This window comes from Natronolimnobius sp. AArcel1 (assembly GCF_011043775.1).
Classification (GTDB): domain Archaea; phylum Halobacteriota; class Halobacteria; order Halobacteriales; family Natrialbaceae; genus Natronolimnobius.
The window spans coordinates 684,311-703,962 of sequence record NZ_JAAKXY010000001.1 but is presented as its reverse complement, the minus strand read 5'-3'; the positions used below and the strand labels follow the sequence as shown (position 1 = coordinate 703,962).

The 19,652-nt window shown below is 62.1% G+C and carries 20 protein-coding genes; 15 read left to right on the top strand and 5 right to left on the bottom strand.

What is annotated here, in order from left to right; all coding sequences use genetic code 11:
* The first annotated feature begins 121 nt into the window (after positions 1–121).
* From G6M89_RS03355 to G6M89_RS03330, 6 genes are all read left to right on the top strand, one after another.
* On the top strand, positions 122–1,198 hold the full coding sequence (locus G6M89_RS03355; RefSeq protein WP_165160374.1) for a hypothetical protein: 1,077 nt from the start codon (positions 122–124) through the stop codon (positions 1,196–1,198).
* A complete protein-coding gene (locus tag G6M89_RS03350; protein WP_165160373.1) occupies positions 1,195–1,566 on the top strand; it encodes a response regulator transcription factor in 372 nt (123 codons plus the stop codon). The genes G6M89_RS03355 and G6M89_RS03350 overlap by 4 nt, the downstream gene beginning before the upstream one ends.
* Complete coding sequence (locus G6M89_RS03345; RefSeq protein WP_165160372.1) at positions 1,566–2,642, top strand: HEAT repeat domain-containing protein; 1,077 nt, start codon at positions 1,566–1,568, stop codon at positions 2,640–2,642. The genes G6M89_RS03350 and G6M89_RS03345 overlap by 1 nt, the downstream gene beginning before the upstream one ends.
* Complete coding sequence (locus G6M89_RS03340) at positions 2,633–4,039, top strand: glycosyltransferase family 2 protein (RefSeq protein WP_165160371.1); 1,407 nt, start codon at positions 2,633–2,635, stop codon at positions 4,037–4,039. Before G6M89_RS03345 ends, G6M89_RS03340 begins: the two co-directional genes overlap by 10 nt.
* A 129-nt stretch (positions 4,040–4,168) precedes the next feature.
* A complete protein-coding gene (locus G6M89_RS03335) occupies positions 4,169–5,386 on the top strand; it encodes a HAMP domain-containing sensor histidine kinase (RefSeq protein WP_165160370.1) in 1,218 nt (405 codons plus the stop codon).
* A gap of 23 nt (positions 5,387–5,409) precedes the next feature.
* Positions 5,410–6,144 (top strand): class I SAM-dependent methyltransferase, encoded by a 735-nt coding sequence (locus tag G6M89_RS03330; RefSeq protein WP_165160369.1) that lies wholly within the window; start codon positions 5,410–5,412, stop codon positions 6,142–6,144.
* A gap of 11 nt (positions 6,145–6,155) precedes the next feature.
* On the opposite strand, the gene G6M89_RS03325 is transcribed toward G6M89_RS03330, so the two are convergent.
* Genes G6M89_RS03325 through G6M89_RS03315 form a run of 3 tightly spaced genes read right to left on the bottom strand, consistent with a single transcriptional unit; the run spans position 6,156 to position 8,662 of the window.
* Complete coding sequence (locus tag G6M89_RS03325) at positions 6,156–6,791, bottom strand: hypothetical protein (RefSeq protein ID WP_165160368.1); 636 nt, start codon at positions 6,789–6,791, stop codon at positions 6,156–6,158.
* Positions 6,792–6,839: 48 nt separating this feature from the next.
* Positions 6,840–8,393: a sodium:solute symporter gene (locus G6M89_RS03320; RefSeq protein ID WP_165160367.1), complete on the bottom strand. Its 1,554-nt coding sequence runs from the start codon at positions 8,391–8,393 to the stop codon at positions 6,840–6,842.
* Positions 8,390–8,662, bottom strand: coding sequence for a DUF3311 domain-containing protein (locus G6M89_RS03315; RefSeq protein WP_165160366.1), 273 nt, complete (start codon positions 8,660–8,662; stop codon positions 8,390–8,392). The genes G6M89_RS03320 and G6M89_RS03315 overlap by 4 nt, the downstream gene beginning before the upstream one ends.
* A 264-nt stretch (positions 8,663–8,926) precedes the next feature.
* Here G6M89_RS03315 and G6M89_RS03310 point away from each other — a divergent pair, with 264 nt between their 5' ends.
* From G6M89_RS03310 to G6M89_RS03300, 3 genes are all read left to right on the top strand, one after another.
* Entirely contained in the window at positions 8,927–9,835 is a 909-nt protein-coding gene (locus G6M89_RS03310; protein ID WP_165160365.1) for a helix-turn-helix domain-containing protein, read from the top strand.
* A gap of 104 nt (positions 9,836–9,939) precedes the next feature.
* Positions 9,940–11,343, top strand: a complete 1,404-nt coding sequence (dnaG, locus tag G6M89_RS03305; protein ID WP_165160364.1) for a DNA primase DnaG — start codon at positions 9,940–9,942, stop codon at positions 11,341–11,343.
* 157 nt (positions 11,344–11,500) lie between these two features.
* The gene (locus G6M89_RS03300; RefSeq protein WP_165160363.1) at positions 11,501–11,731 is read left to right on the top strand and encodes a hypothetical protein; all 231 of its coding nucleotides are present in this window, start codon (positions 11,501–11,503) and stop codon (positions 11,729–11,731) included.
* A 33-nt stretch (positions 11,732–11,764) separates the two neighbouring features.
* Here the strand turns inward: G6M89_RS03300 and G6M89_RS03295 are convergent, their stop codons facing one another.
* The gene (locus G6M89_RS03295; protein WP_165160362.1) at positions 11,765–13,102 is read right to left on the bottom strand and encodes a DUF92 domain-containing protein; all 1,338 of its coding nucleotides are present in this window, start codon (positions 13,100–13,102) and stop codon (positions 11,765–11,767) included.
* Between the two features lie 164 nt (positions 13,103–13,266).
* Here G6M89_RS03295 and G6M89_RS03290 point away from each other — a divergent pair, with 164 nt between their 5' ends.
* Entirely contained in the window at positions 13,267–13,878 is a 612-nt protein-coding gene (locus G6M89_RS03290) for an undecaprenyl diphosphate synthase family protein (RefSeq protein WP_165160361.1), read from the top strand.
* 25 nt (positions 13,879–13,903) lie between these two features.
* Here G6M89_RS03290 and uppS read toward each other — a convergent pair whose 3' ends face one another.
* Positions 13,904–14,881, bottom strand: coding sequence for a polyprenyl diphosphate synthase (gene uppS, locus G6M89_RS03285; protein ID WP_165160360.1), 978 nt, complete (start codon positions 14,879–14,881; stop codon positions 13,904–13,906).
* A gap of 177 nt (positions 14,882–15,058) precedes the next feature.
* Here uppS and G6M89_RS03280 point away from each other — a divergent pair, with 177 nt between their 5' ends.
* The 5 genes from G6M89_RS03280 to G6M89_RS03260 all read left to right on the top strand — a co-directional run bounded on the left by G6M89_RS03280 (position 15,059) and on the right by G6M89_RS03260 (position 19,648).
* Complete coding sequence (locus G6M89_RS03280; RefSeq protein WP_165160359.1) at positions 15,059–15,460, top strand: DUF5778 family protein; 402 nt, start codon at positions 15,059–15,061, stop codon at positions 15,458–15,460.
* Positions 15,461–15,592: 132 nt separating this feature from the next.
* Positions 15,593–17,083 (top strand): aldehyde dehydrogenase family protein, encoded by a 1,491-nt coding sequence (locus G6M89_RS03275; RefSeq protein ID WP_165160358.1) that lies wholly within the window; start codon positions 15,593–15,595, stop codon positions 17,081–17,083.
* A gap of 168 nt (positions 17,084–17,251) precedes the next feature.
* Positions 17,252–17,905, top strand: a complete 654-nt coding sequence (locus G6M89_RS03270) for a bifunctional precorrin-2 dehydrogenase/sirohydrochlorin ferrochelatase (RefSeq protein ID WP_165160357.1) — start codon at positions 17,252–17,254, stop codon at positions 17,903–17,905.
* Positions 17,905–19,233, top strand: coding sequence for a glutamyl-tRNA reductase (hemA, locus tag G6M89_RS03265; RefSeq protein WP_206335421.1), 1,329 nt, complete (start codon positions 17,905–17,907; stop codon positions 19,231–19,233). The genes G6M89_RS03270 and hemA overlap by 1 nt, the downstream gene beginning before the upstream one ends.
* A gap of 133 nt (positions 19,234–19,366) precedes the next feature.
* Positions 19,367–19,648, top strand: a complete 282-nt coding sequence (locus tag G6M89_RS03260; RefSeq protein ID WP_165160355.1) for a 4a-hydroxytetrahydrobiopterin dehydratase — start codon at positions 19,367–19,369, stop codon at positions 19,646–19,648.
* The last annotated feature ends 4 nt before the right edge of the window (positions 19,649–19,652 follow it).

Here is a 19,652-nt window from a genome sequence, read left to right as displayed (position 1 = left end):
ATGTACGGAACCGACGACAGCAGCGGCACGTCCCGTACGATTTGGTTTTCGTGACTTGTCGGTTTGCTTTGACACGCGGCGTTTTATTACTGGTTTCGTTGTTCGTAAACCCACTCTTGCAATGACTCACTCGGACGAGAGCGCCCAGCAGGCGTTCGAACTTCGCCGTCAACTAGGTGTCATCCATTCGCAGGCGACGCTGCTCGAGGATGAAGCACTTGGCTCAATTACGGCTGACCAGCGCGATGCCCTCGAGGAGATCATCGCGGCGACGCTGGCACTGACTGGCGAGACCGCAACCGCCGTTGAGCCTGCCGCCGGGGGCTACGTCACTGACCACGACGAGCAGGCACTCGAGGAGCCCCCATCCGAACTGATATCATCAGTCGAACCGACGGAGGTCGTCCTCGCGGTGGGTCGTGACAACAAGTTCGTCGACTCGCTTGCGAGTCAGTTCGAGCGGGCCGGCTACGGGGTGCAGGTTGCCGCTACTGGTGAGGAACTCATGGCGCTGCTCGAGCGGCCGGAGCCACAGCATCTCGTCCTCGATTGTCGGTTCCCGTCCGGGCCGTTTCTCGAGTCGATCGAGCACGCAATCGATGCCGCGGACGGTGAGACGGCAGTAACGCTCGTCTCGACCGTTGTCCCAGCTACAGACGATGGCGCTGGTTCGCCAGCCGGGACAGCCCCACTCCAGGGACTTGCTGGCATTCTCTCGCCGACCGTTTCGGTGGCGACGCTCGAGGCGCTGTTCGAATCCCGGTTCGGACTCGCTCCCGACCAGGGTGACACCGACACGGCGGTCGCTGTCGTCGGCGATATTGATGCGCGGTTTCTCGAGACGCTCGAGTCGATGACGGACCGCAAACAAGCCATCGAACAGGAGGCGTACGTTTCGTCTGACACGCTGTCGATGGTCGATCCAGCAACTGTCGATTGTGTCTTTCTCACCGGCGATAGCGTCGACCGGGCCGACGACGCGACGCTGGCTGCGTTTCGCCGACCAATCGACGACGAAGCGATTCCGCTCGTTGCCGTCGGGGAGTTGCCGGTCGAGCGGCCGACGCAACCGGACGGGACCGAGAGCGAGTGGCTGCCGATCCGTGGCTATCGAACACCGCGTGCGACACCGCTGACGGCGACCGAACTCACAGCAACTGTACTGGCAGCGATTGAGGCGGACTCTGACAACGAATGACCCACCAGATCCTGATCGCCGAGGACGACGAACCGATCATCGAGATACTTCGCTACCGTCTCGAGTCCGACGCGTTCGAGGTCGAAGCCGTCACCGACGGCGACGACTGCTGGGAGACGCTGGAAGCAACTGAGGACCTCCCCGACGCGCTCTTGCTCGACGTAATGATGCCAGGGCTCGACGGCTTTACGGTTCTCAAACGGCTCCGTGACAATTCGCGCTACGATGACCTCGTCGTGATTCTCGTCACTGGCCGCGGACTCGAGGAAGACGTCGTTCGCGGATTCGAACTCGGTGCGGACGACTACGTGATGAAACCGTTCAGCCCCTCCGAAATCGCTGTTCGACTCAAACGGTCGCTCCGATAATGGTCCTCCTGCAGATTTTTGTTGTAATCGTCGCCGTCTGTCTGTTCGTCGGCGCGCTCACGTTCGGGCTGTCGGTCGTTCGATACTGGTTTGATCGGCGCCAGGAGGGCGCTCGTGGCGACTTGCTCCCCGAACTGTTTGCCCATCTCGAGGAGCCAGGCCCGGAGACAGCGACGTGGTACGACTCGCTCTCGAGGGTCGAACAGTACGTCGTTCGCCAGTCGATTATTCAGTATCTGCGCCGCCTCGAGGGAAGCGATCACCGCAAATTCGTCGCGCTGTCGGCTGCGCTTGGCCTCGACGAGCACGCGAGGGCGCTGTGTCGGCGTCGCTCGACGTTCAACACACTTCGGGGGCTGATCTGGCTGACGCTACTCAAACAGTCGCCGTCGACGGCGTTTTTGCGCCGACACTGCATGGCCACGCCGGAGACGCGTGCGGCTGCCGCCCGACTGCTCTGTACCGTTGATGAGGATGTCGCAGACATGGACGCTACCGCATTACTCCTCCGTGACGGCGAAACCCCGATGTCGGTGTACGCCCTCGATACGCTCTACCAGCTCAATCGCTCGGATTCAACGCCGCTGCTTGCAAAGGCTGGCGCCGACGCAAGCTGGTGGAACGACCAACTGCTCTTGCAGTGTCTGACCGTCCTCTCACACTGTCAGTCCGCCGAGCAAATCGAACAGTTTGCGTGGCTCCCGCCGCTGCTCGAGGCGGAGTCGCCACAGATCCGTGCCGGCGCGTTGCTCGCGTTTGCACGCCAGGGGTGGCGCGATGCGTTCCGCGAGCACGTCGTCGTCGAGGACGTCCTGTCCGATCCCGAACCGGAGGTCCGAACCGCTGCCTACGAACTGCTTGGCCAGTGGGGCGACCGTCCGGCCCTCGAGTGGCTTCGCTACGGCGTCTACAATGACCCGGACGACCGCTCGAGACTCGCTGCGGCCCGGACGCTGGCCGCACGCGGGGACGACCTCCCGATGCTTGCGGGCCCTGAGACTGAGACCAGCCGAACGATTGCGTGGGTGCAAAACGAACACCGCTCGAGACGGAGGATCGCAACTGGATGGTCGTAGCTGCCGATCCCACATTCCTGCTGTGGGCCATCAGCTGGTTTTTCCTGCTGTACTTTGCGCTCGTCAACGGCAGCTATCTGTTCGTCCATCTCGCCTCCATCGTCTCGCTCCAGCGAGACTTTCGCGACTGGCTGCTCGAGCCAACGTACAACCCCTACCGGTCGCCGTTTCTGCCCGGTATTGCAGTCCTCGTTCCCGCCTACAACGAGGAAGCCGTCATCGTCGACTCCGTTCGCTCCCTGCTCAACCTCGAGTACGGTACCTTCGACGTCGTCGTCATCAACGATGGCTCGACCGACGAAACGCTCGAGGAACTGCTCGAGGCGTTCGATCTCGAGCCGGTGGATGCGGACGTGCCGTTCGATCTCCCCTGCGAACCAGTCGATACGGTCTATCAGTCGCCAGAGGTCGATCTCGTCGTCATCGATAAGGCAAACGGCGGGAAGGCCGACGCGCTCAATGCAGGCGTCTTCTTCACCGATCAGCCGCTGTTCTGTGCCATCGATGCCGACAGCATTGTCGAGCGCGGCGCGCTGCTCGAGGTCGTCGAACCGTTCCTGAAAGACCCCGAGCGGACCATCGCGACTGGCGGCGCGGTTCGGGTTGCAAACGGCTGTTCGATCACCCGAAGCAGCGTCACGGAGGTCGGCCTCTCGAAGAACTGGCTTGCCTCGCTCCAGACCGTCGAGTACCTGCGGGCGTTTCTCTCGGGACGGATCGGCCTCAGCGCGCTCGGCGGCCTCCTGATCATCTCCGGTGCGTTCGGCGTATTTCGCACGAGCGCCGTCCGCGAAGTCGGCGGCTACTCGACGGAGACGATCACCGAGGACATGGAACTCATCGTTCGGCTCCATCACCACTACGCGGAGACCGATTACACGATTACGTTCGTTCCCTACCCCGTCGTCTGGACCGAAGTGCCCGCGACCCGACAGGCGCTTGCCCGGCAGCGAATGCGCTGGTATCAGGGCTTACTCGAGACGCTCTGGATGCATCGCAGCATGATCGGGAACCCGAAATACGGTGCAATCGGCCTCTTTGCGATGCCGTTTTTCCTGTTCGTCGAGGCGCTCGGCCCGCTCATCGAGGGACTTGGCTACGTCATCGTTCCGTTCGCGTTCATCCTCGGCGCGCTGAACGTGCCCTTCTTCTTGCTATTTCTCGGCGTTGCCGTCGGCATCGGTACCCTGCTGTCGTGGCTAAGCGTCCTCAACGAAGTCCTCAGTTTCCGGCGCTATCGAAATCCGAAGGATATCGCCGCCCTGCTTGGCTACTCACTGCTCGAGCACGTTCCCTACCGGCAGTGGAAGTCCGCGATTACGTGGCTCGCGCTGATCCGGTACGTCCGTGGGCACTCAACGTGGGGCGAGATGGTCCGGGCCGGATTCGACCAATAGCCTCGAATCGCTCTCGAGCCGCGTTTCGTCGCCCAACCGTTCAGTATCAGTGACAGAAGCGGTATCCGCGTTCGCGGTGTACGGGCTGTATGTTCAGGGCGACGACTGCACGGCACACGACTCGAGACGATGACTGAGCCGACTTTCGATTCGGATACGGCTCGAGTTCAGCTGTACGAGATCATGCGTGCCGACTGCTCGTTCGAGCAGAAAGCCGAGCAGGCGCTCGACCTCGGCACGCAGTATCTCGGCGTCGAGAACGGGCACGTGACGAAAATCGACGAGCAAAGCGACTACTGGAAGTCCATCGCAAGCACCGACCCCGTCGGCGGGGAGTTCCCGCCCGGTCTCGTTCTCGACCTCGAGACGACTTACTGCCGGCGAACCGTTCGCGCGGATGAGCCAATCGCACTCGCCCACGCATCCGAACAGGAATGGGAAGACGACGCCGCCTACGACGCCCACGGCCTCGAGTGCTACCACGGGACAACGATCACGCTCGAGGACGGCGTCTACGGGACCGTCTGTTTCGTCTCGCACGATCCCCGACCGGAGCCGTTCTCGAGCACCGAGACGATGTTCGCCGAACTAATCGCGCGACTCCTCGAGCACGAACTCGAGCGCGAGCGCACGGCGGCCCAGATCGAACACCTCGACAACTTCGCGACCGTTGTCAGTCACGACCTGCGGAGCCCACTGACCGTCGTCGATGGCTGGGTCGAACTGGCCGAAGAGTCCGGCGACCTCGAGTTACTCCAGCACGTCCACCCTGCCGTTGATCGAATGGAGCGCCTGCTCGAGGACGTCCTCGCCGCGGCTCGAAACGGGAAAATCGTCGCTGAGATGCGCCCGATATCACTCGCGGAGGTCGCCTGGGCCGCCTGGGAAAGCCTCGAGACGGGGCCACACGACCTCGTCGTCGACACGGACGCCACTGTTCGTGCGAGCGACGAGCGACTACAGGCGCTGCTCGAGAACCTGTTTCGGAATGCGATTACACACGGCGTCCCCGACGAACCGACAGACTCGGACGACGCCGACGCCCAGTCACTGACGATCACCGTCTCCGATCTCGTGGACGACCACGGCCGTCCCGACGGCTTTGCCGTTTCAGACAACGGTGTCGGCATTCCCGAGGACCACCGCGACTCGATCTTCGAGACTGGCTACACGACCTCGAGCGAGGGCACTGGCTTCGGCCTCGCAATCGTTGAGGCCATCGTCGACGCCCACAGGTGGTCGATCAGTCTCGCCGAACACGGCGGCGACGATGAGGGCGCTGATGATGGTGGTGGCACAACATTCGAGATTCGCGATGTCGATTTCCAGTCACCCAAACGCTCATAGTATCGCACACAGCACACGTTTGCATGGATCGCACCGTGAAAGCGCGCTGGGAACGCACGAGCGACGAGTTTCAGGAAACCGCCGACATTTCTGTCGGGATCAACTGGGGCTGGGACGATATCGACGACGAGACGCTTCTGGGCGATCTCGAGGGGAAAGACGTCCTCGAACTCGGCTGTGGCGGCGGGCAGGATACAGCTGCCCTCGCTGAGCGCGGTGCCACTGTGACGGGCATCGACCTCTCGCGCGAGCAACTCGGGCACGCGACGGCGCTGTTCGACGAGCACGACCTCGAAATCGATGTCGCCGAGGGCTCAGTGACGGCGCTGCCCTTTGGGGCCGATCAGTTCGACCTCGCGTTCAACACGTGGGTGTTCCAGTGGGTGCCGGATCTGCAGGCCTGCTTCGAGGAGGCTTACCGCGTGCTCCGTCCCGGCGGGCGACTCGTCTTCTCGATGCCGCATCCGTTCTTCTCGCTTACCGACGCCGAGACGCACAAACTCGAGGAGAGCTACTTCGATACCGGCCGTCACGTTCTCGTCGACCACCGCGAGGACTATCCGAATATGGTCACCTACCGCCGCCGAGTCAGCGACGTGCATAACGCATTGCGGGAGGCAGGATTTGTCGTCGACGAACTGAAAGAGCCCGGCTCGTCTGATCCCGGCGACCACGAGGCGGGGCCGTGGGGCGAGTCCCCACCCGAATTACGCGCGAAAATTCCCCGCGTACTGATCGTCGCCGCGACGGCGGAATAAGTGGGCCGCTGTCAGTCGTCGCTCGCGAAATCGAGCGCCTGAATCAGCGTCGAAATTGTATCTCGAGCCGCCTCAGGATCGGCGGCCTGCTCTGCGGCGAGGTCATCCGGGAGCGACTCGAGGCCGTCTGGACGCGGAAGCGTCCCGCCTGCAACGGCGAAACTCGAGTTGGTCGGCCAGACGGCGACGTGGGCTTCCGCGGGAACGTGGCCGTTCGCGTCAGCCTCGATGTTTGTCTCCGCCTGCACATCGTCTGAGAGTGGGTGGGTTGTCTCGAGAACGTACCATCTCCCCTCTGTGTCGTTTGGTGCTTCGAACGCGAGCGTCTCGCGCGTGTCCTCGACACGGATCCCTTCGCTTTCGACGGTATCGATGAATTGATCGCGGGCTTTGGGCGCGGCCTTCGAGAAGGCGGCTTCGGGGGCGATGCCGACGGCCGACAGCGGCGGCGAAATCGAGAGGTCGACGACGAACAGCGAGTGAAGCGGGATTGCACTCGCGCCGTAGGCGGCAAGTGCAGTCGGCTCCGTCGGCTCGTACAGCGTCGTCTCGGCGTTGATCGAAGCGATCAGAACGGTCGACTCGCCATGTTTCGTTCCGGCGCGTTGCCACGAATCGGCGAGCGACTCCGGCAGAGAGGGAGGCATTGACTCGCCGTACGTGGTCGGCCCCTTTTGACGTGTCGCTCTGGGCCGTCAGTCCGCCCGCAGCCCGTCGAAGTAGATCGCCCGTCGTTCGTCCGCCGCAGGCGTCGTTACCAGCGACACGCCGACGGTGACCGCTAGGCCGAGTCCCATCCCGACGAGTCCGGCCGTCCAACCCAGATACGTCGGCTGGAAGACCGTCGTGACGACGGCGATGAGTGCAGGCGAGAGTGCCCCGAGGAGTGGAACGAGCGCAAGCGCCTCGAGTGCGGCTACGACCGTTCCGAGAAACACAGTCGTGAGGTAGAACGCCTGACTGACGAGGATACCGGCGGTAATCCCGGCTCTGGTAGTCCGTCGCCAGTAGAGTGCGACCATGACGGGAAGCGCGAGTTGGGCGAAGCCACTGAAAGCCGCGTCGCCGAGTTCGAACAGCGTCGCAGGGTTCCAGAGGCTGGCGAGGAACGCGGCGGTCGCGAAGACGACGACGCCGATGCGCGCGATGAGATCCTCGCGACGCTCAGAGACGCTTCGGTCGAGGTACGGTCGGTAGAGGTCCCGTGTGAAGTACGATGACCCCGAAAGGAGCATCGAGTCCGACGAGGACATCATCGCGGCCATCGCGCCGGCAATAACGAGCGCGGCGAACCAGACCGGCGTGTACTCTGCGAGGACAATCGGCAGGACGTTCCCTCCCTCCGGAACCGTCACATCGAGGCCGCGTGCCCACGCACCGAGCAGGAACGAGGGAACGAACAGGAGCACGCACAGAATCGGCCAGAGTGCGAACGAGCGCTTGAGCACCGTCTTCGAGCCCGCGGCGAAAAAGCGCTGGTTCACCTGCGGGAACATCGCCACACCGAAGCCAATCGTGATCGCCGTCGAGAGCATCCACTGCACGGTGTAAAAGTCACTTCCGAGGGCGACGTGCTGGGCGACTTCGGCTTCGAGCGCCGCGGTGGCCGCAGTCGGCCCGCCGACCACGGCGAGCAGCCAGACCAGCGCGAGCCACGTGACGACGAGCATGAACAGCCCCTGAAGGGTGTCGGTCCAGGCGATGCCGCGCATCCCTGCGAGGACGACATAGAGGATCATAAACGCCGTAATCAGCCCTGCACCGAGCCAGTACGGCAGTGCGCCCTCGGTCAGCGCCTCGAGTGCCGTGCCCGCGCCGACCTGTTGGAGCATGACGTACGGAAAGAGCCAGAGCAGACTGATTCCGGCGACGAGTCCGCGCAGGCGACTCGAGCCGAATCGGTCGCCGAGCATCTCGCCGAGGGTGACGTAGCCGCGTTGCTGGCCGAGGAGCCACTGTTTGTAGCCGATGACGTACCAGAGGATGGCGAAGATGATGCCGTCCATCAGGCCCATCACGAGCACCCATTCGGGGCCTTGCTCGTAGGCGACGTTCGGCCCGGCAAAGAAGGTAAACGCCGACAGCAGCGTCGCAAAGGTCGTAAAGAGGAGGACGACGGTGCCGAAGGTTCGGCTGGCGAGATAGAAGTCCTCAGCGGTCCGGTCGGTGAGCCGGTAGGCGAACAGGCCGACGAGCAACGCGAGTATCAGGTAGCCGACGATGATCCCCAACTGCAGCGCAAGCGTCATCGGGTGTCACCTCCGGCGTACTCGTTCTGGGGCCGGTCAGGGCGCTCGCTCGAGTCGCCCTCACTCTCGGGTTCGATCCCGATTCCCCACGCGGTCTGGGCGAAGTACCAGAAGACGACCGATGCGAGGAGCATCCAGCCAATGTGCCACCAGAGCCACAGCGGAATCCCCGCGATGGTCGTGGCGTTCCCCCAGAGAAACCACGGAATCGAGAGCGCACAGAGGACGACTCCGACGACAATCCAGCCACCAATCTCGAGCCGACGCATGTGCGGTGGTTCGGGTCGACGTTGGTAACTGTTTCCCTTCAGAAATCACGATTGAAGAGATTCTCCTATCGGTGTGCTCGAGGCAATCTGTCTGCCAATTGTCTGGCAACAATGCTCGAGAGTGACCGCTCCCGAACGCTGGAACTGCCAGCCCTCGACCTGCCCGCCGTCTGCGAATCTAGTCCCTGCATACCAAACTGAAATCGCTCTTTCAGCGAGGAAAAAGCGTATACGTGTCGGCAGGCGAATGAAAGCAGTAGTCATATGGCCCGTCTGTTCCCCTTCCGGTCGGAAACGCCATCACAGGAAGGGCAACCGCGCGTCGTCGACCTCGAGGGTGAAGACGCCGACGCGGTTTTTAGCGCCCTCTCGTCGACGACGGCCCGCCAAATTTACGCGCGACTTGATGAGGACCCCGGAACGCCGAGTGACATCGCCGACGCCATCGACTCCTCGATTCAGAACGTCCGCTACCACCTCGAGAATCTCGAGGAGGCGGGCCTCGTCGAGGTTGTCGATACCTGGTACTCCTCGCGGGGGAACGAGATGAGCGTCTACGCGACGACGGATGGGCCACTGATCGTCACGAGCGACGAGTCGACAGCGAGTCAGCTGAAAGCCGCGATTTCGCGCCTGATCGGCGGCGTTGGCGCACTCGCTGGCGGGAGCTTGCTCGTCCAGCACGGGGTCACTGAGTGGGTCGATCCGGCGGGCACGCCAGCCCCGGACACAGAGCGCGAGGCGGCAGCCAATGGCGACGCTGCAGCGGACGACGGCGAGACGCTTTCTGGAGCGTCAGCTGAGTCGGCTGATGAACCGGACGCCGAGGCGGCCGACGAGCCACGCGAGGACGCAGACGACGGGTTCGGAACGCAAACAGTCGACGAGGAAGCGTCGGAGGAGGAAGCTGACGATGCGGCAACAAGCGATGACGCAGCGGACGAATCGGTGGACGACCTCGAGGATGATGCGCCAGCGGACGATACGGACGACGCCGAACCGACGGCTGATGGGTACGACGCCGCTGCCGATGACACTGCGTTGAACGCCACTGATGTCGCCGAACCGGATGCACTGGCGACCGTCCCGCCCGGATTACTCTTTTTCCTCGGTGGACTCGTCGTGTTTCTCGCTGTCTGGCTCTATTGGTACTGGTATCGTCCAGCATACTGACGCCGTTCTGCGCAGGTCAACAGCTATTTGCCTGTCACGACCGACATTCAAGGTATACGGCTTCAGCCGCCTCTCGCCGTCCCCTGCCCGGGGACAGATCTCCCATGGAAGACACCTCGAAATACCTTATCCACGCGGACGTCACCGCTGACGGTGTCGTCGAGCGCAGCGACGTCGTCGGTGCCATCTTCGGCCAGACCGAAGGGCTCCTCGGCGACGAACTCGATCTGCGCGATCTGCGCCAATCCCAGAAAGTCGGGCGCATCGACGTCGAAATCAGAAGCACCGCCGGCCAATCACACGGTCACCTCACCATCGCTACCAGCCTCGACAAAGTCGAAACCGCAACCCTCGCCGCCGCCCTCGAGACGATTGATCGCGTTGGTCCCTGTCGGGCCAGTCTCGAGGTCAGCGAGATCGAAGACGTTCGAGCAGCCAAGCGCAAGGATGTCGTCGACCGCGCGAAGGAATTGCTCGAGACGGGCTTCGACGACAGCGTGATGAGTTCCGAGGAAATCCTCGCGGAGGTGCGCCAGCACGTTCGCGTCGAGGATATCACGGAGTACGAGGGACTGCCCGCGGGTCCGCGAGTCACCGACAGCGACGCGATCATCGTCGTCGAAGGCCGCGCCGACGTGCTCACCCTGCTCAAGTACGGCATCAAAAACGCAATCGCAGTCGAGGGAACGAACGTTCCCGACGCGGTCGCAGAACTTACTCGCCACCGAACCGTCACGGCGTTTCTCGACGGCGACCGCGGCGGCGACCTGATTCTCGAGGAACTCGAGCAAGTGGGTGAAATCGACTACGTCGCGTTCGCCCCTGCAGGTGAGTCCGTCGAGGAACTTGACCACCATCAGCTGTTTACCGCCCTTCGGAACAAAGTCCCCTACGAGACGGTCTCGAGTCTGAGCGAGCCGCGGGAAGCAATCGCCGCGACCGACGGTAGCGCCTCGCCAGCGCCTGCACCGGCCGACGAGACGAGTGCGAACTCGAGTTCCTCTCCAATACGCGATCCATCAACACGCACGCAAGCCAATCTCGAGCCGTCCCCTGCTGTCTCTGCCGAAAGTACGGCTGGACAACGCAGTAACGAGGATGTAACGGAGTCAACGAACGGCACCGACTCGGCGACTGCGCCGGCAGCGGATACGCCGTCGGAGGAGGGAACTGGCGAGACACAGCAGGCCGTCGACCACGAGACCGTCTACGGCCACGCAACCGAGGTCATCCGCCACGATACCGACCACGTTCGCTTTCTCGACGCTGACAACGAGACGATTGCAGAGGCTGACTCGGGTGCCGCCTCGAGCGAACTCGAGGACTGTGAGCCTGTTCCGACGACTGTCGTGCTCGATGACGTGTTGAGCCAGCAGCTACTGGATGTGGCCGCTGACGTTGGTGTCGATCGGATTATTGCTCGCTCGCTCGGCCAGTTCACCAAACGCCCGACCAGCGTGAGCGTTCACGCGATCGACGACGTTGCCGAAACGCCTCCGGATACGTAGGCACCGCAACAGCAAGTCGATCTGTCCTGAAAAACTATTTTCAATATTTCGTGTATATTGTGCGTGAGTTACTTTTCTATCATCATTTTACGCGAACGAGTGTGTTTTTCGGACGGTTTTCGCGCAGTTGATATGCGTGCGTTGAGTACGGCGATGTATGAGTCCGCCACCCGGTGTTGCCCTCGGACTGCTCGTTCTCTGGGCCGTGTTTCTCTTTGGAGCCACGAACGCGACGGGCTACGCCCAGTGGCGTGCCACAGACGAGTTGTCAGGACTCGAGGAAGCGCCCACTCACCAAACCCGCATAGAGACGGATGACTCGAGCGGTCTCACGACGGAAACGGAGACGTCGCAGACGCAGAGCAACCACGCATTCACTGAGAAGTAGCGTCTGCGTTGCTGAGACTTGAGGAGTCGATTTTTACCCGAGGACGGCAAACGAAAGGACCAGCAGTGCACAGGCGAGTGCGCCCGACAGCGTCGCAAGGAAGTTTACGCCCTGATTTCCGAGGAGCGTTCCCTCGAGCGTCGCCCCAAGGAGGCTATCGACCGTCATGCCGACGAAGCCGGCGGCGACGATAATCGCCGCGCCGATGAGTTCGACTTCTGGGAACAGGCCGTACGAAATCAGTGCGACGATTGCTGCACCGGCGAGTCCGGCGACCTCTCCCTGCCAGGTGACGCCGCCGTCAGTGCCGGGGTCGACCGGCTCGAGCGTGGTGATCAGCCGCGGCGACTCGAAGATACTCCCAATCTCGCTCGAGAGCGTATCGCTCATCGCCGTTGCGACGGAGCCGGCAAATGCGAACAGAAAGAGCGTTGGCTCGAGGTCGATGGGGAAAACCGTTGCAGAACTGGCAGCATAGCCGAGGACGGCTGCGATGGCGACGGCTGCGTTTCCGAGGACGTTCCCGATCCCGCGTGCGCCGTTGTTTTCCTCGGCGACGCCCAGATCCTCCTTGCGATCATAGCGGAACTTCGTCGAGAGGCCGCCGATTGCGAAAAACGAGACGAGGACGGCGAACCAGCCGTAGCCGCCAAGGATGATCGTCAGCAAGCACAACAAGACGCCCGTGAGCATCCCCGCAATCGAGGCCGTCTCGAGCGCGTAGGCCACATAGCCAAAGGCAGCCGTAATCGCCAGTGCAATCGTGATTTCGACGGCCCCGAGTGCTGGCTCGAGTTCGGCAAGCAGCCACAACAGCAGGCCGACAAAGAGCATGACGACTGGGTCGTCATACAGCATGAGAATATCGCGGAGCAAGGCGGCGAGTAACGCGCCGCTGGCTGCGAGGAAGACGAGCGTCGGCAGCACCGACTCGAGTGCGCCGGTCCCGTCGGTGATCGCGACGGTTGCAGCCTGCCCGGCGACGGCCGCGGTGAGGGCGCTGAGACAGAAGATGGTCACGCGAGCGACGTCGTGGTCGGTTTGCTGGCGGGCGAGTTGCTCACCGAGGTCGCCGTAGCCAACGAGAAAGACAGTGCCGACGAAGACGGCGGTCGACATTGACGAGGTTTCGGCAATCACGCCGAGTAAGACAGCGGCGAGGACGAACGTCAGGAGGCCGTAGAGGCGACCGTCCTCGTAATCGCCCGGATAGGCGAGGAGATCGAACACGGGGCCGTCGGAGATGACGCCAGCCCCGAGTAAGACGACCGCGGCGACCGCCACCGCGACCGGCGTGCCAAAGAGCGGAACGACGAGAGCAAGCGTACACAGCGCCGCAAAGACGCCTGCTCGTCGAACGGGTGCTGTCACGATACGGGTGTCTTTCTGTCGGGTTTACTTGAAGGTTCCCGAACGTCCCTCGAGCGTCAGTTTGTGCGTGTGAGCGTCTGTCTGGCTCTCCTGCGCCAGCAGGCGACTCTCACCAGCCGACCGTGACCGCAATCTGTATAGTATCGGATCGGAAACCAGGTGCCGTGGGTCTGTACGAACAGTATCTTTCGCTTCGAATCCAACGCCACAACGGCGCTCCCCCAGATCATGTCGCGCTCGTCATCTCCGAACGTGACCTGCTCGAGGACGGTGCCTACGAAACGCTCGTCGACTTTTTCGAGTGGGCGTTTACGTACGGGTCTCGACTAACGGTCTACGTGAGCGTGCTCGACCTCGATGCGGTGCCTGCGCTTCGGCGCGACCTCGAGGAACTCGAGGGGCCTGGTGGCCGAGATATCGCGGTCCGCGGACCGGACGATCAGGTGCCCGCGGACGCGCCGATTCAGATCGGGATCGGCCTCGGCGGCAAACACGAGTTTACGAGCGCCGTCCGGACACTCGCCGAAAGCGTCGAGGCCGGCGACCTCGAGCCGACAGAGATCGACGACGAGCACGTCGAGCAGCATCTGATCTTTCCCTCGGAGCCGGACCTAGTGATCAAAGCCGGCGCGGAGCGCCTTTCGGATTTCATGATTTGGCAGTCCGTTTACTCGGAACTGTACTTCACGGACGTCAACTGGCGGGATTTTCGCAAACGAGACTTTCTGCGAGCAGTCAGAGAGTACTGCAATCGCTCACGGCGATTCGGGCGGTAATCGGGCAAAAGTGCGTTTTCTGACGTTAGTCTGCGGCCTGACTCCCTGACTCGATTCCCTCGACACTGTCGGCATCACGCTCTCGGTCGCGATTCTCGAGTATCTCGAGGTTGTCGAGTTCGCTGCGTTCGGCTGTCGGCAGTGAGTCGCGGAATCGGTTGACGACCGACTGGGCTTCGGTGAGTTCGGCTTCGCTGACGGCTCCGAGTAAGGCGAGTGCGCGTCGGGCGCGGGTGCGTCGCCAGGACTCCGCGCGGTGTTCGTACGTTCGAATGCCTCGCAAGAAGTCGCTTTTCGAGAACTCCGGCCAGTAGGGTGTACAGAAGAAGACCGCGGCCTCGTTACCGTTTGCGTGCCACGGCAGGAAGTTCGAGGTTCGTTCCTCACCGGCGGGTCGAATAATCAAGTCTACGTCCCGAACAGGCTGGTCGTACAGGCGCTGTTCAATCGTCTCGACGTCGATTTCGTCCGGCTCGAGACCGTTCGAATCGACTTCTCGAGCGACGCCGCGAGCGGCCTCGAGCAGTCGCGAGCGCCCGCCGTAGGCAAGTGCGATGTTGAGAACGAAGTCGTCGTACTCGCCGGTTTGTTCTTCGGCGTAGTCGACAGCGTCCTGAACGCGGTCGGGGAGCATCTCGATTTCGCCGATAGCACGGATACAGACGCCGTTGTCGTGGACGCGGTCGGCGTCGGCGAACTCGTGGAGTTTGTCACAGAGGAGGTCGAACAGCGCCTCTTTCTGTTCGTCCGGCCGGTCGAAGTTCTCCGTCGAGAACGTGTACAACGTGAGTTCCTCGACGCCGATTTCCTGGCACCACTCGAGGACGCGTTCGGTGGTTTTTGCACCAGCACGGTGGCCCTCGTGGGCCTCGTCGCCGTTCTGGCGCGCGTACCGCCGGTTGCCGTCCTGAATCACCGCAATATGTGTCGGCGCACCAGTAAGTTCATGCGAGAGCAGCCGCTCGTAGACCGTATCAATACGCTGACGGAGCCACCGCTTCATCGGCTGAATTGACGATACCAACGACTATGTGTCTTGTGTGTGACTCTCCGACAGTGATACACGTCAGCACACCAACTACTCTTTCGCACAAAATGCTCATATAGACCCGTCACATGGCGTCAGACCGGTCCGACGGAATCGTGAGTGCTATCCGTCAGGCCGTCCTCGCTCCAGCCAATGACCGACGTTGTCGATCAGGACCTCTACCAGCGGACCAAGGCACTGCTCGAGCCGGGCGAGATCGAACTCAACGGTGCGATCATCCATACGGACTACAGCGGGCAAGAAGACGTCCAGATGATGCAGGCGACGATTGATGTCGGCGACATCATCGCCGAGCAGTCGACGTACGACCCTGCCGACTGCTACGTCTACTCGGGCAACGACGACCCTGATTTCTCCTCGAACCAGCATCAGGGACTCACACTCGAGGACGAGGAGTTCGTCTGGGAGTGCCAGCAACTCCTGCGTGAGGGAAGTTTCGATATCGTCATCTACTATCGCGCAACCGCAGATCACGACGCAATTCTCGAGGACATTCGCGACCTCGGGTTCGATGTGACGGGTGTCGAAGGGTAGCCGTTCGGACAGTACTCTCCGTTTCTCGAGTGACGTTCTGAACTCCGTTATTATCCTGAATTCTGTCGCTATAGGGCCTATACTCCGCTGTTTGGCACGGGTATTTTCCGACTCGAGAGCGAACTGTCCGTGATGTCACTCGAGCTTTCTCCCACGACTGACTGGAGCAATTTGTACCGCGACGGCGAGTGGGTTGACCCCGACAGCGGCGAGCAACTCACGGTTGAGGATCCGTCGACGCGCGAGTCACTGACGACGGTTCCAGCAGCCAGCGAGGCGGATGTCGATGCCGCCTACGAGACTGCTGCTGCGGCCCAGACTGAGTGGGCCGAGACACTGCCGACAGAACGAGCGCAGGTCATTCAGGGCGTTATCGAGGGACTGCAAGAGCACCGCGAGGAAATTGTCGACCTGCTGGCGCACGAGGCGGGCGGCTCCCAGCTTATGGGCGAAACGTCAGTACAGCTCGCGACGGATCAGGCGAGCGAGGCCGCAACGTTTCCCCGGCGGCTGAAAGGCGAGCAGTCCGCCTCGAACATCCCCGGCAAGGAAAATATCGTCGAGCGGGTTCCCAAGGGCGTCGTTACGGTCATCTCGCCGTGGAACTTCCCGCTGAATCTGTCGATGCGCGCGGTCGCTCCTGCAATCGCCGCCGGCAACGCAGTCGTGCTCAAACCGGCGTCAAACACGCCAATTTCGGGCGGACTGCTCCTCGCGAAGCTGTTCGAGGCGGCTGGGCTACCGGATGGCGTGCTCAACGTCGTCACCGGCCGCGGCTCCGAGATTGGCGACCGCGTGGCGGGTCATCCCGAGAGCGACGTCGTCGCCTTCACTGGCTCGACACCCGTGGGTCGGCAGGTCGCAGCGACTGCGGGCGAGAACCTCGCCATCGCCGCCATGGAACTGGGCGGCAACAACGCCCACATCGTGACCGACGATGCCGATATCGGGCAGGCCGTCGATGCCGCCGTCTTCGGGAGCTTCGTCCATCAGGGACAGGTTTGTATCTCGATCAACCGCCATCTCGTCCACGAAGCGGTGTACGACGAGTACGTCGAGAAGTTGACCGAGCGCGCCGAATCGCTCCCCGCCGGCAGCGCCCACGACGAAGACACCGTCGTCGGCCCAATTATCGACGACTCCCAGCGCGACGAGATGCTCGAGTACGTCGACGAGACGATTTCGCAGGGTGCAACGCTCGAGACCGGCGGCGAGACGGTCCCTGTCGAGGGAGTTGACGATTCGCTGGTTGTCGCACCGACGGTGATTTCGGATGCGACGAACGACATGGCCGCGGCGTGCAACGAGCACTTCGGCCCCATCGCGCCCGTGATTCCGTTCTCGGATATCGACGAGGCGGTTACACTCCACAACGCCGTCGAGTACGGCCTCTCGGGGTCGGTCCACGCGGGCGATGTCGGCACCGGCAAGCAGATCGCCGACCGCCTCGAGACGGGAATGGTCCACGTCAACGATCAGCCGATCAACGACGAAGCCCACGTCCCCTTCAGCGGCACTGGTGCGTCGGGCATGGGCGGCTACAACACCATGGAGATCCTCCGAGAGGTCACCGAGACGAAGTGGATCTCGCTCCAACATGACGAACGGGAATACCCGATCTGAGCGGGGAATTGCCGTCTAGTCCAGGGCGCTGCTTTTGCTTGTCTCAGTTCTTGTGCGTTGACTAAGCACCTGTCACAGCATGATGCAAATATTGGGTTGAATCAGCGCTGGTTTGTCTCCACAGGCTATATCTGTGACACACCCTACGAACCAGTACGATCTCTCGCGATGATTCCACTCCTCCACGATTTTTCCGGCCACACGGTGCTCGTCGTCGGCGGCGGAGCAGTCGGTGCACGAAAGGCTCGCCGATTCGCCCGCGAGGCCGACGTAATCGTCGTCAGCCCTGACTTTTCCGATCGCGATTTTGGCGGTGCAACACGCATTCGAGCCGCACTTCAACCTGCTGAGATCGACGACTGGCTCGAGCGTACCGCGCCCGCGCTGGTCGTCGCGGCGACGGACGACGAGGCGATTAACGATGCCCTCGAGTCGGCGGCTCGAGCGCGTGGGTGTCTCGTCAATCGCGCGGATCAGTCGGGCGGGCGCGATCCTGGGAGCGTGGTCGTTCCAGCGACGGTTCGTGATGACCCCGTCGTCGTCGCGGTCGCGACTGGTGGGACGGCTCCATCGCTGAGTGCATACCTTCGCGAGGAACTTGAGGAGACGATTTCGGGGGCTGGTGAAATGGCGACATGTCTAGCCGAGGTACGTGCGCAACTAGACGCGGAAGATGTCGAGCCAGCGCGGCGACAAGCGCTTCTTCGGATGATTACTCAATCCCCGGAACTTTGGACAGCTTTACGTAATGGCACACCCAAACCTTGCCAAGTGATCGACGACGTGCTTGATGAAAATCTCTCTGGGGGTGACAGCACGTGATGCCATCAGGCGTCATCGCTGGCGCACGCGTTACCTACGCGAGTGGGTCGGTTGACGAACTCGCTACGGTAAGTCCCGACAGCCAGCAGACTGCCGTTGCACAGCTTCGAACCGTTCCCGATATCGACGAGGCATACGTCCTCTCGACGTGCAACCGGGTTGAGGTGTACGTCGTCAGCCCTGACGCCGCTCTCGGTCGGGCCGCACTCGAGGAATTCTTCGGCGCTGCCGTCGACGACGCAGTCGTCTATACGGACCACGACGAGAGCCTTCACCACTTGCTGCGGGTTGCGACCGGCCTCGAGTCGGTCGTTCTCGGTGAGGACCAGATTATCGGACAGGTCCGCACTGCCTACGAGGATGCTCGCGAGGCCGATGGGATCGGCACGATGCTCGAGGCGGCCATCACGAAGGCAATTCATGTCGGTGAACGCGCGCGTACGGAAACCGAAATTAATGAGGGCATCGTCTCGCTCGGCTCTGCCGCGACGACGCTCGCCGCTCGAGATCTCGATCTTGAGGGGGCGAGTGCACTCGTTGTCGGCGCTGGCGAAATGGGCCAACTTGCCGGGCGGAGCCTCGCCGATGCCGGCGTCGAGTCGGTTTTTGTCGCCAATCGAACCGTCGACCATGCCGAACATCTCGCGGATGAACTCGCCGCTGAGGAGACAACGGCTGAGGCGTTGCCGCTCGAGTCGCTGTCGACAGTCACGCCAACTGCCGATGTCGTCGTCACGGCGACTGGCAGTACCGACCCCGTGCTGAAGACAGCTGATTTCGAGGACGACGACACCACACAGATCGTTGTCGATCTCGGCCAGCCTCGAGATGTCGCACCGGCCGTCGACTCGCTGTCATCCGTGACGGTACACGATCTCGATGACCTTGAGTCGATTACCGACGAAACTCGCGAACAGCGCGCCGATGCAGCATGCGAGGTCGAGCAAATGATCGACTACGAACTCGACGTGCTCGCCGACCAGTACAAGCGCGCCCGTGCGGACGAGGTTATCGCCGCGATGTACGAATCCGCTGAACGGCTGAAACAACGCGAACTCGAGACCGCGTTCTCGAAACTCGAGGCAAACGGCGACGACCTTTCGCCGGGCCAGCGCGAGATTGTCCAGTCGATGGCCGACGCGCTTGTCAGCCAATTGCTTGCGCCGCCGACTAAGAGTCTGCGGGATGCCGCCGCCGAGGACGACTGGAGTACGATCAACACAGCGTTGCAACTGTTCGATCCCGACTTTCAGGACGATGCGATTCAGTCGTCGCTGTTTACCGAGGACCGCTCGAGTGTCGGAGTCGGCACTGCAGACGACGATTAGTCGGGCTAAGCTACTCGGCCATCACGAACCGTCGAATCCAGCGCTGGGGAGCATCTCGAGCCGGCTCGTGGAAAATTGCTGTCTGACCGGGCGTGGCACAATCATTATTTGAGTGGGTTCCGTTCGCCAGCACATGGGAGAGTTACTTTCAGACGAGGAGATTGAGACGGAACTGCCCGAGAGCTGGTCGCGCGAGGATGACGAAGTCGTTCGCACCTACGAGTTCGACGATTATCTCCACGGCGTCAACTTCGCCCAGATGGTCGGCGAAATCGCTGAATCGCAGGCCCATCACCCCGAGATCATCATCGGCTACAAAACAGTCGAGATTCGACTCACGTCCCACGAGGAAGGCGGCATCACCGACGCCGACCTCGAGATGGCGGAACTGATCGAGTCCGAACGAGACGCCTAAGCGG

Bases quoted from the DNA above. Each gene is read 5' to 3' on its own strand.
- G6M89_RS03355 (WP_165160374.1), top strand. From the start codon at position 122: ATGACTCACTCGGACGAGAGCGCCCAGCAGGCGTTCGAACTTCGCCGT.
- G6M89_RS03330 (WP_165160369.1), top strand. From the start codon at position 5,410: ATGGATCGCACCGTGAAAGCGCGCTGGGAACGCACGAGCGACGAGTTT.
- G6M89_RS03335 (WP_165160370.1), top strand. From the start codon at position 4,169: ATGACTGAGCCGACTTTCGATTCGGATACGGCTCGAGTTCAGCTGTAC.
- G6M89_RS03300 (WP_165160363.1), top strand. From the start codon at position 11,501: ATGAGTCCGCCACCCGGTGTTGCCCTCGGACTGCTCGTTCTCTGGGCC.
- G6M89_RS03325 (WP_165160368.1), bottom strand. From the start codon at position 6,791: ATGCCTCCCTCTCTGCCGGAGTCGCTCGCCGATTCGTGGCAACGCGCC.
- G6M89_RS03275 (WP_165160358.1), top strand. From the start codon at position 15,593: ATGTCACTCGAGCTTTCTCCCACGACTGACTGGAGCAATTTGTACCGC.
- hemA (WP_206335421.1), top strand. From the start codon at position 17,905: ATGCCATCAGGCGTCATCGCTGGCGCACGCGTTACCTACGCGAGTGGG.
- G6M89_RS03350 (WP_165160373.1), top strand. From the start codon at position 1,195: ATGACCCACCAGATCCTGATCGCCGAGGACGACGAACCGATCATCGAG.
- G6M89_RS03310 (WP_165160365.1), top strand. From the start codon at position 8,927: ATGGCCCGTCTGTTCCCCTTCCGGTCGGAAACGCCATCACAGGAAGGG.
- G6M89_RS03340 (WP_165160371.1), top strand. From the start codon at position 2,633: ATGGTCGTAGCTGCCGATCCCACATTCCTGCTGTGGGCCATCAGCTGG.
- G6M89_RS03345 (WP_165160372.1), top strand. From the start codon at position 1,566: ATGGTCCTCCTGCAGATTTTTGTTGTAATCGTCGCCGTCTGTCTGTTC.
- G6M89_RS03315 (WP_165160366.1), bottom strand. From the start codon at position 8,662: ATGCGTCGGCTCGAGATTGGTGGCTGGATTGTCGTCGGAGTCGTCCTC.
- G6M89_RS03270 (WP_165160357.1), top strand. From the start codon at position 17,252: ATGATTCCACTCCTCCACGATTTTTCCGGCCACACGGTGCTCGTCGTC.
- dnaG (WP_165160364.1), top strand. From the start codon at position 9,940: ATGGAAGACACCTCGAAATACCTTATCCACGCGGACGTCACCGCTGAC.
- G6M89_RS03260 (WP_165160355.1), top strand. From the start codon at position 19,367: ATGGGAGAGTTACTTTCAGACGAGGAGATTGAGACGGAACTGCCCGAG.
- G6M89_RS03280 (WP_165160359.1), top strand. From the start codon at position 15,059: ATGACCGACGTTGTCGATCAGGACCTCTACCAGCGGACCAAGGCACTG.
- G6M89_RS03320 (WP_165160367.1), bottom strand. From the start codon at position 8,393: ATGACGCTTGCGCTGCAGTTGGGGATCATCGTCGGCTACCTGATACTC.
- uppS (WP_165160360.1), bottom strand. From the start codon at position 14,881: ATGAAGCGGTGGCTCCGTCAGCGTATTGATACGGTCTACGAGCGGCTG.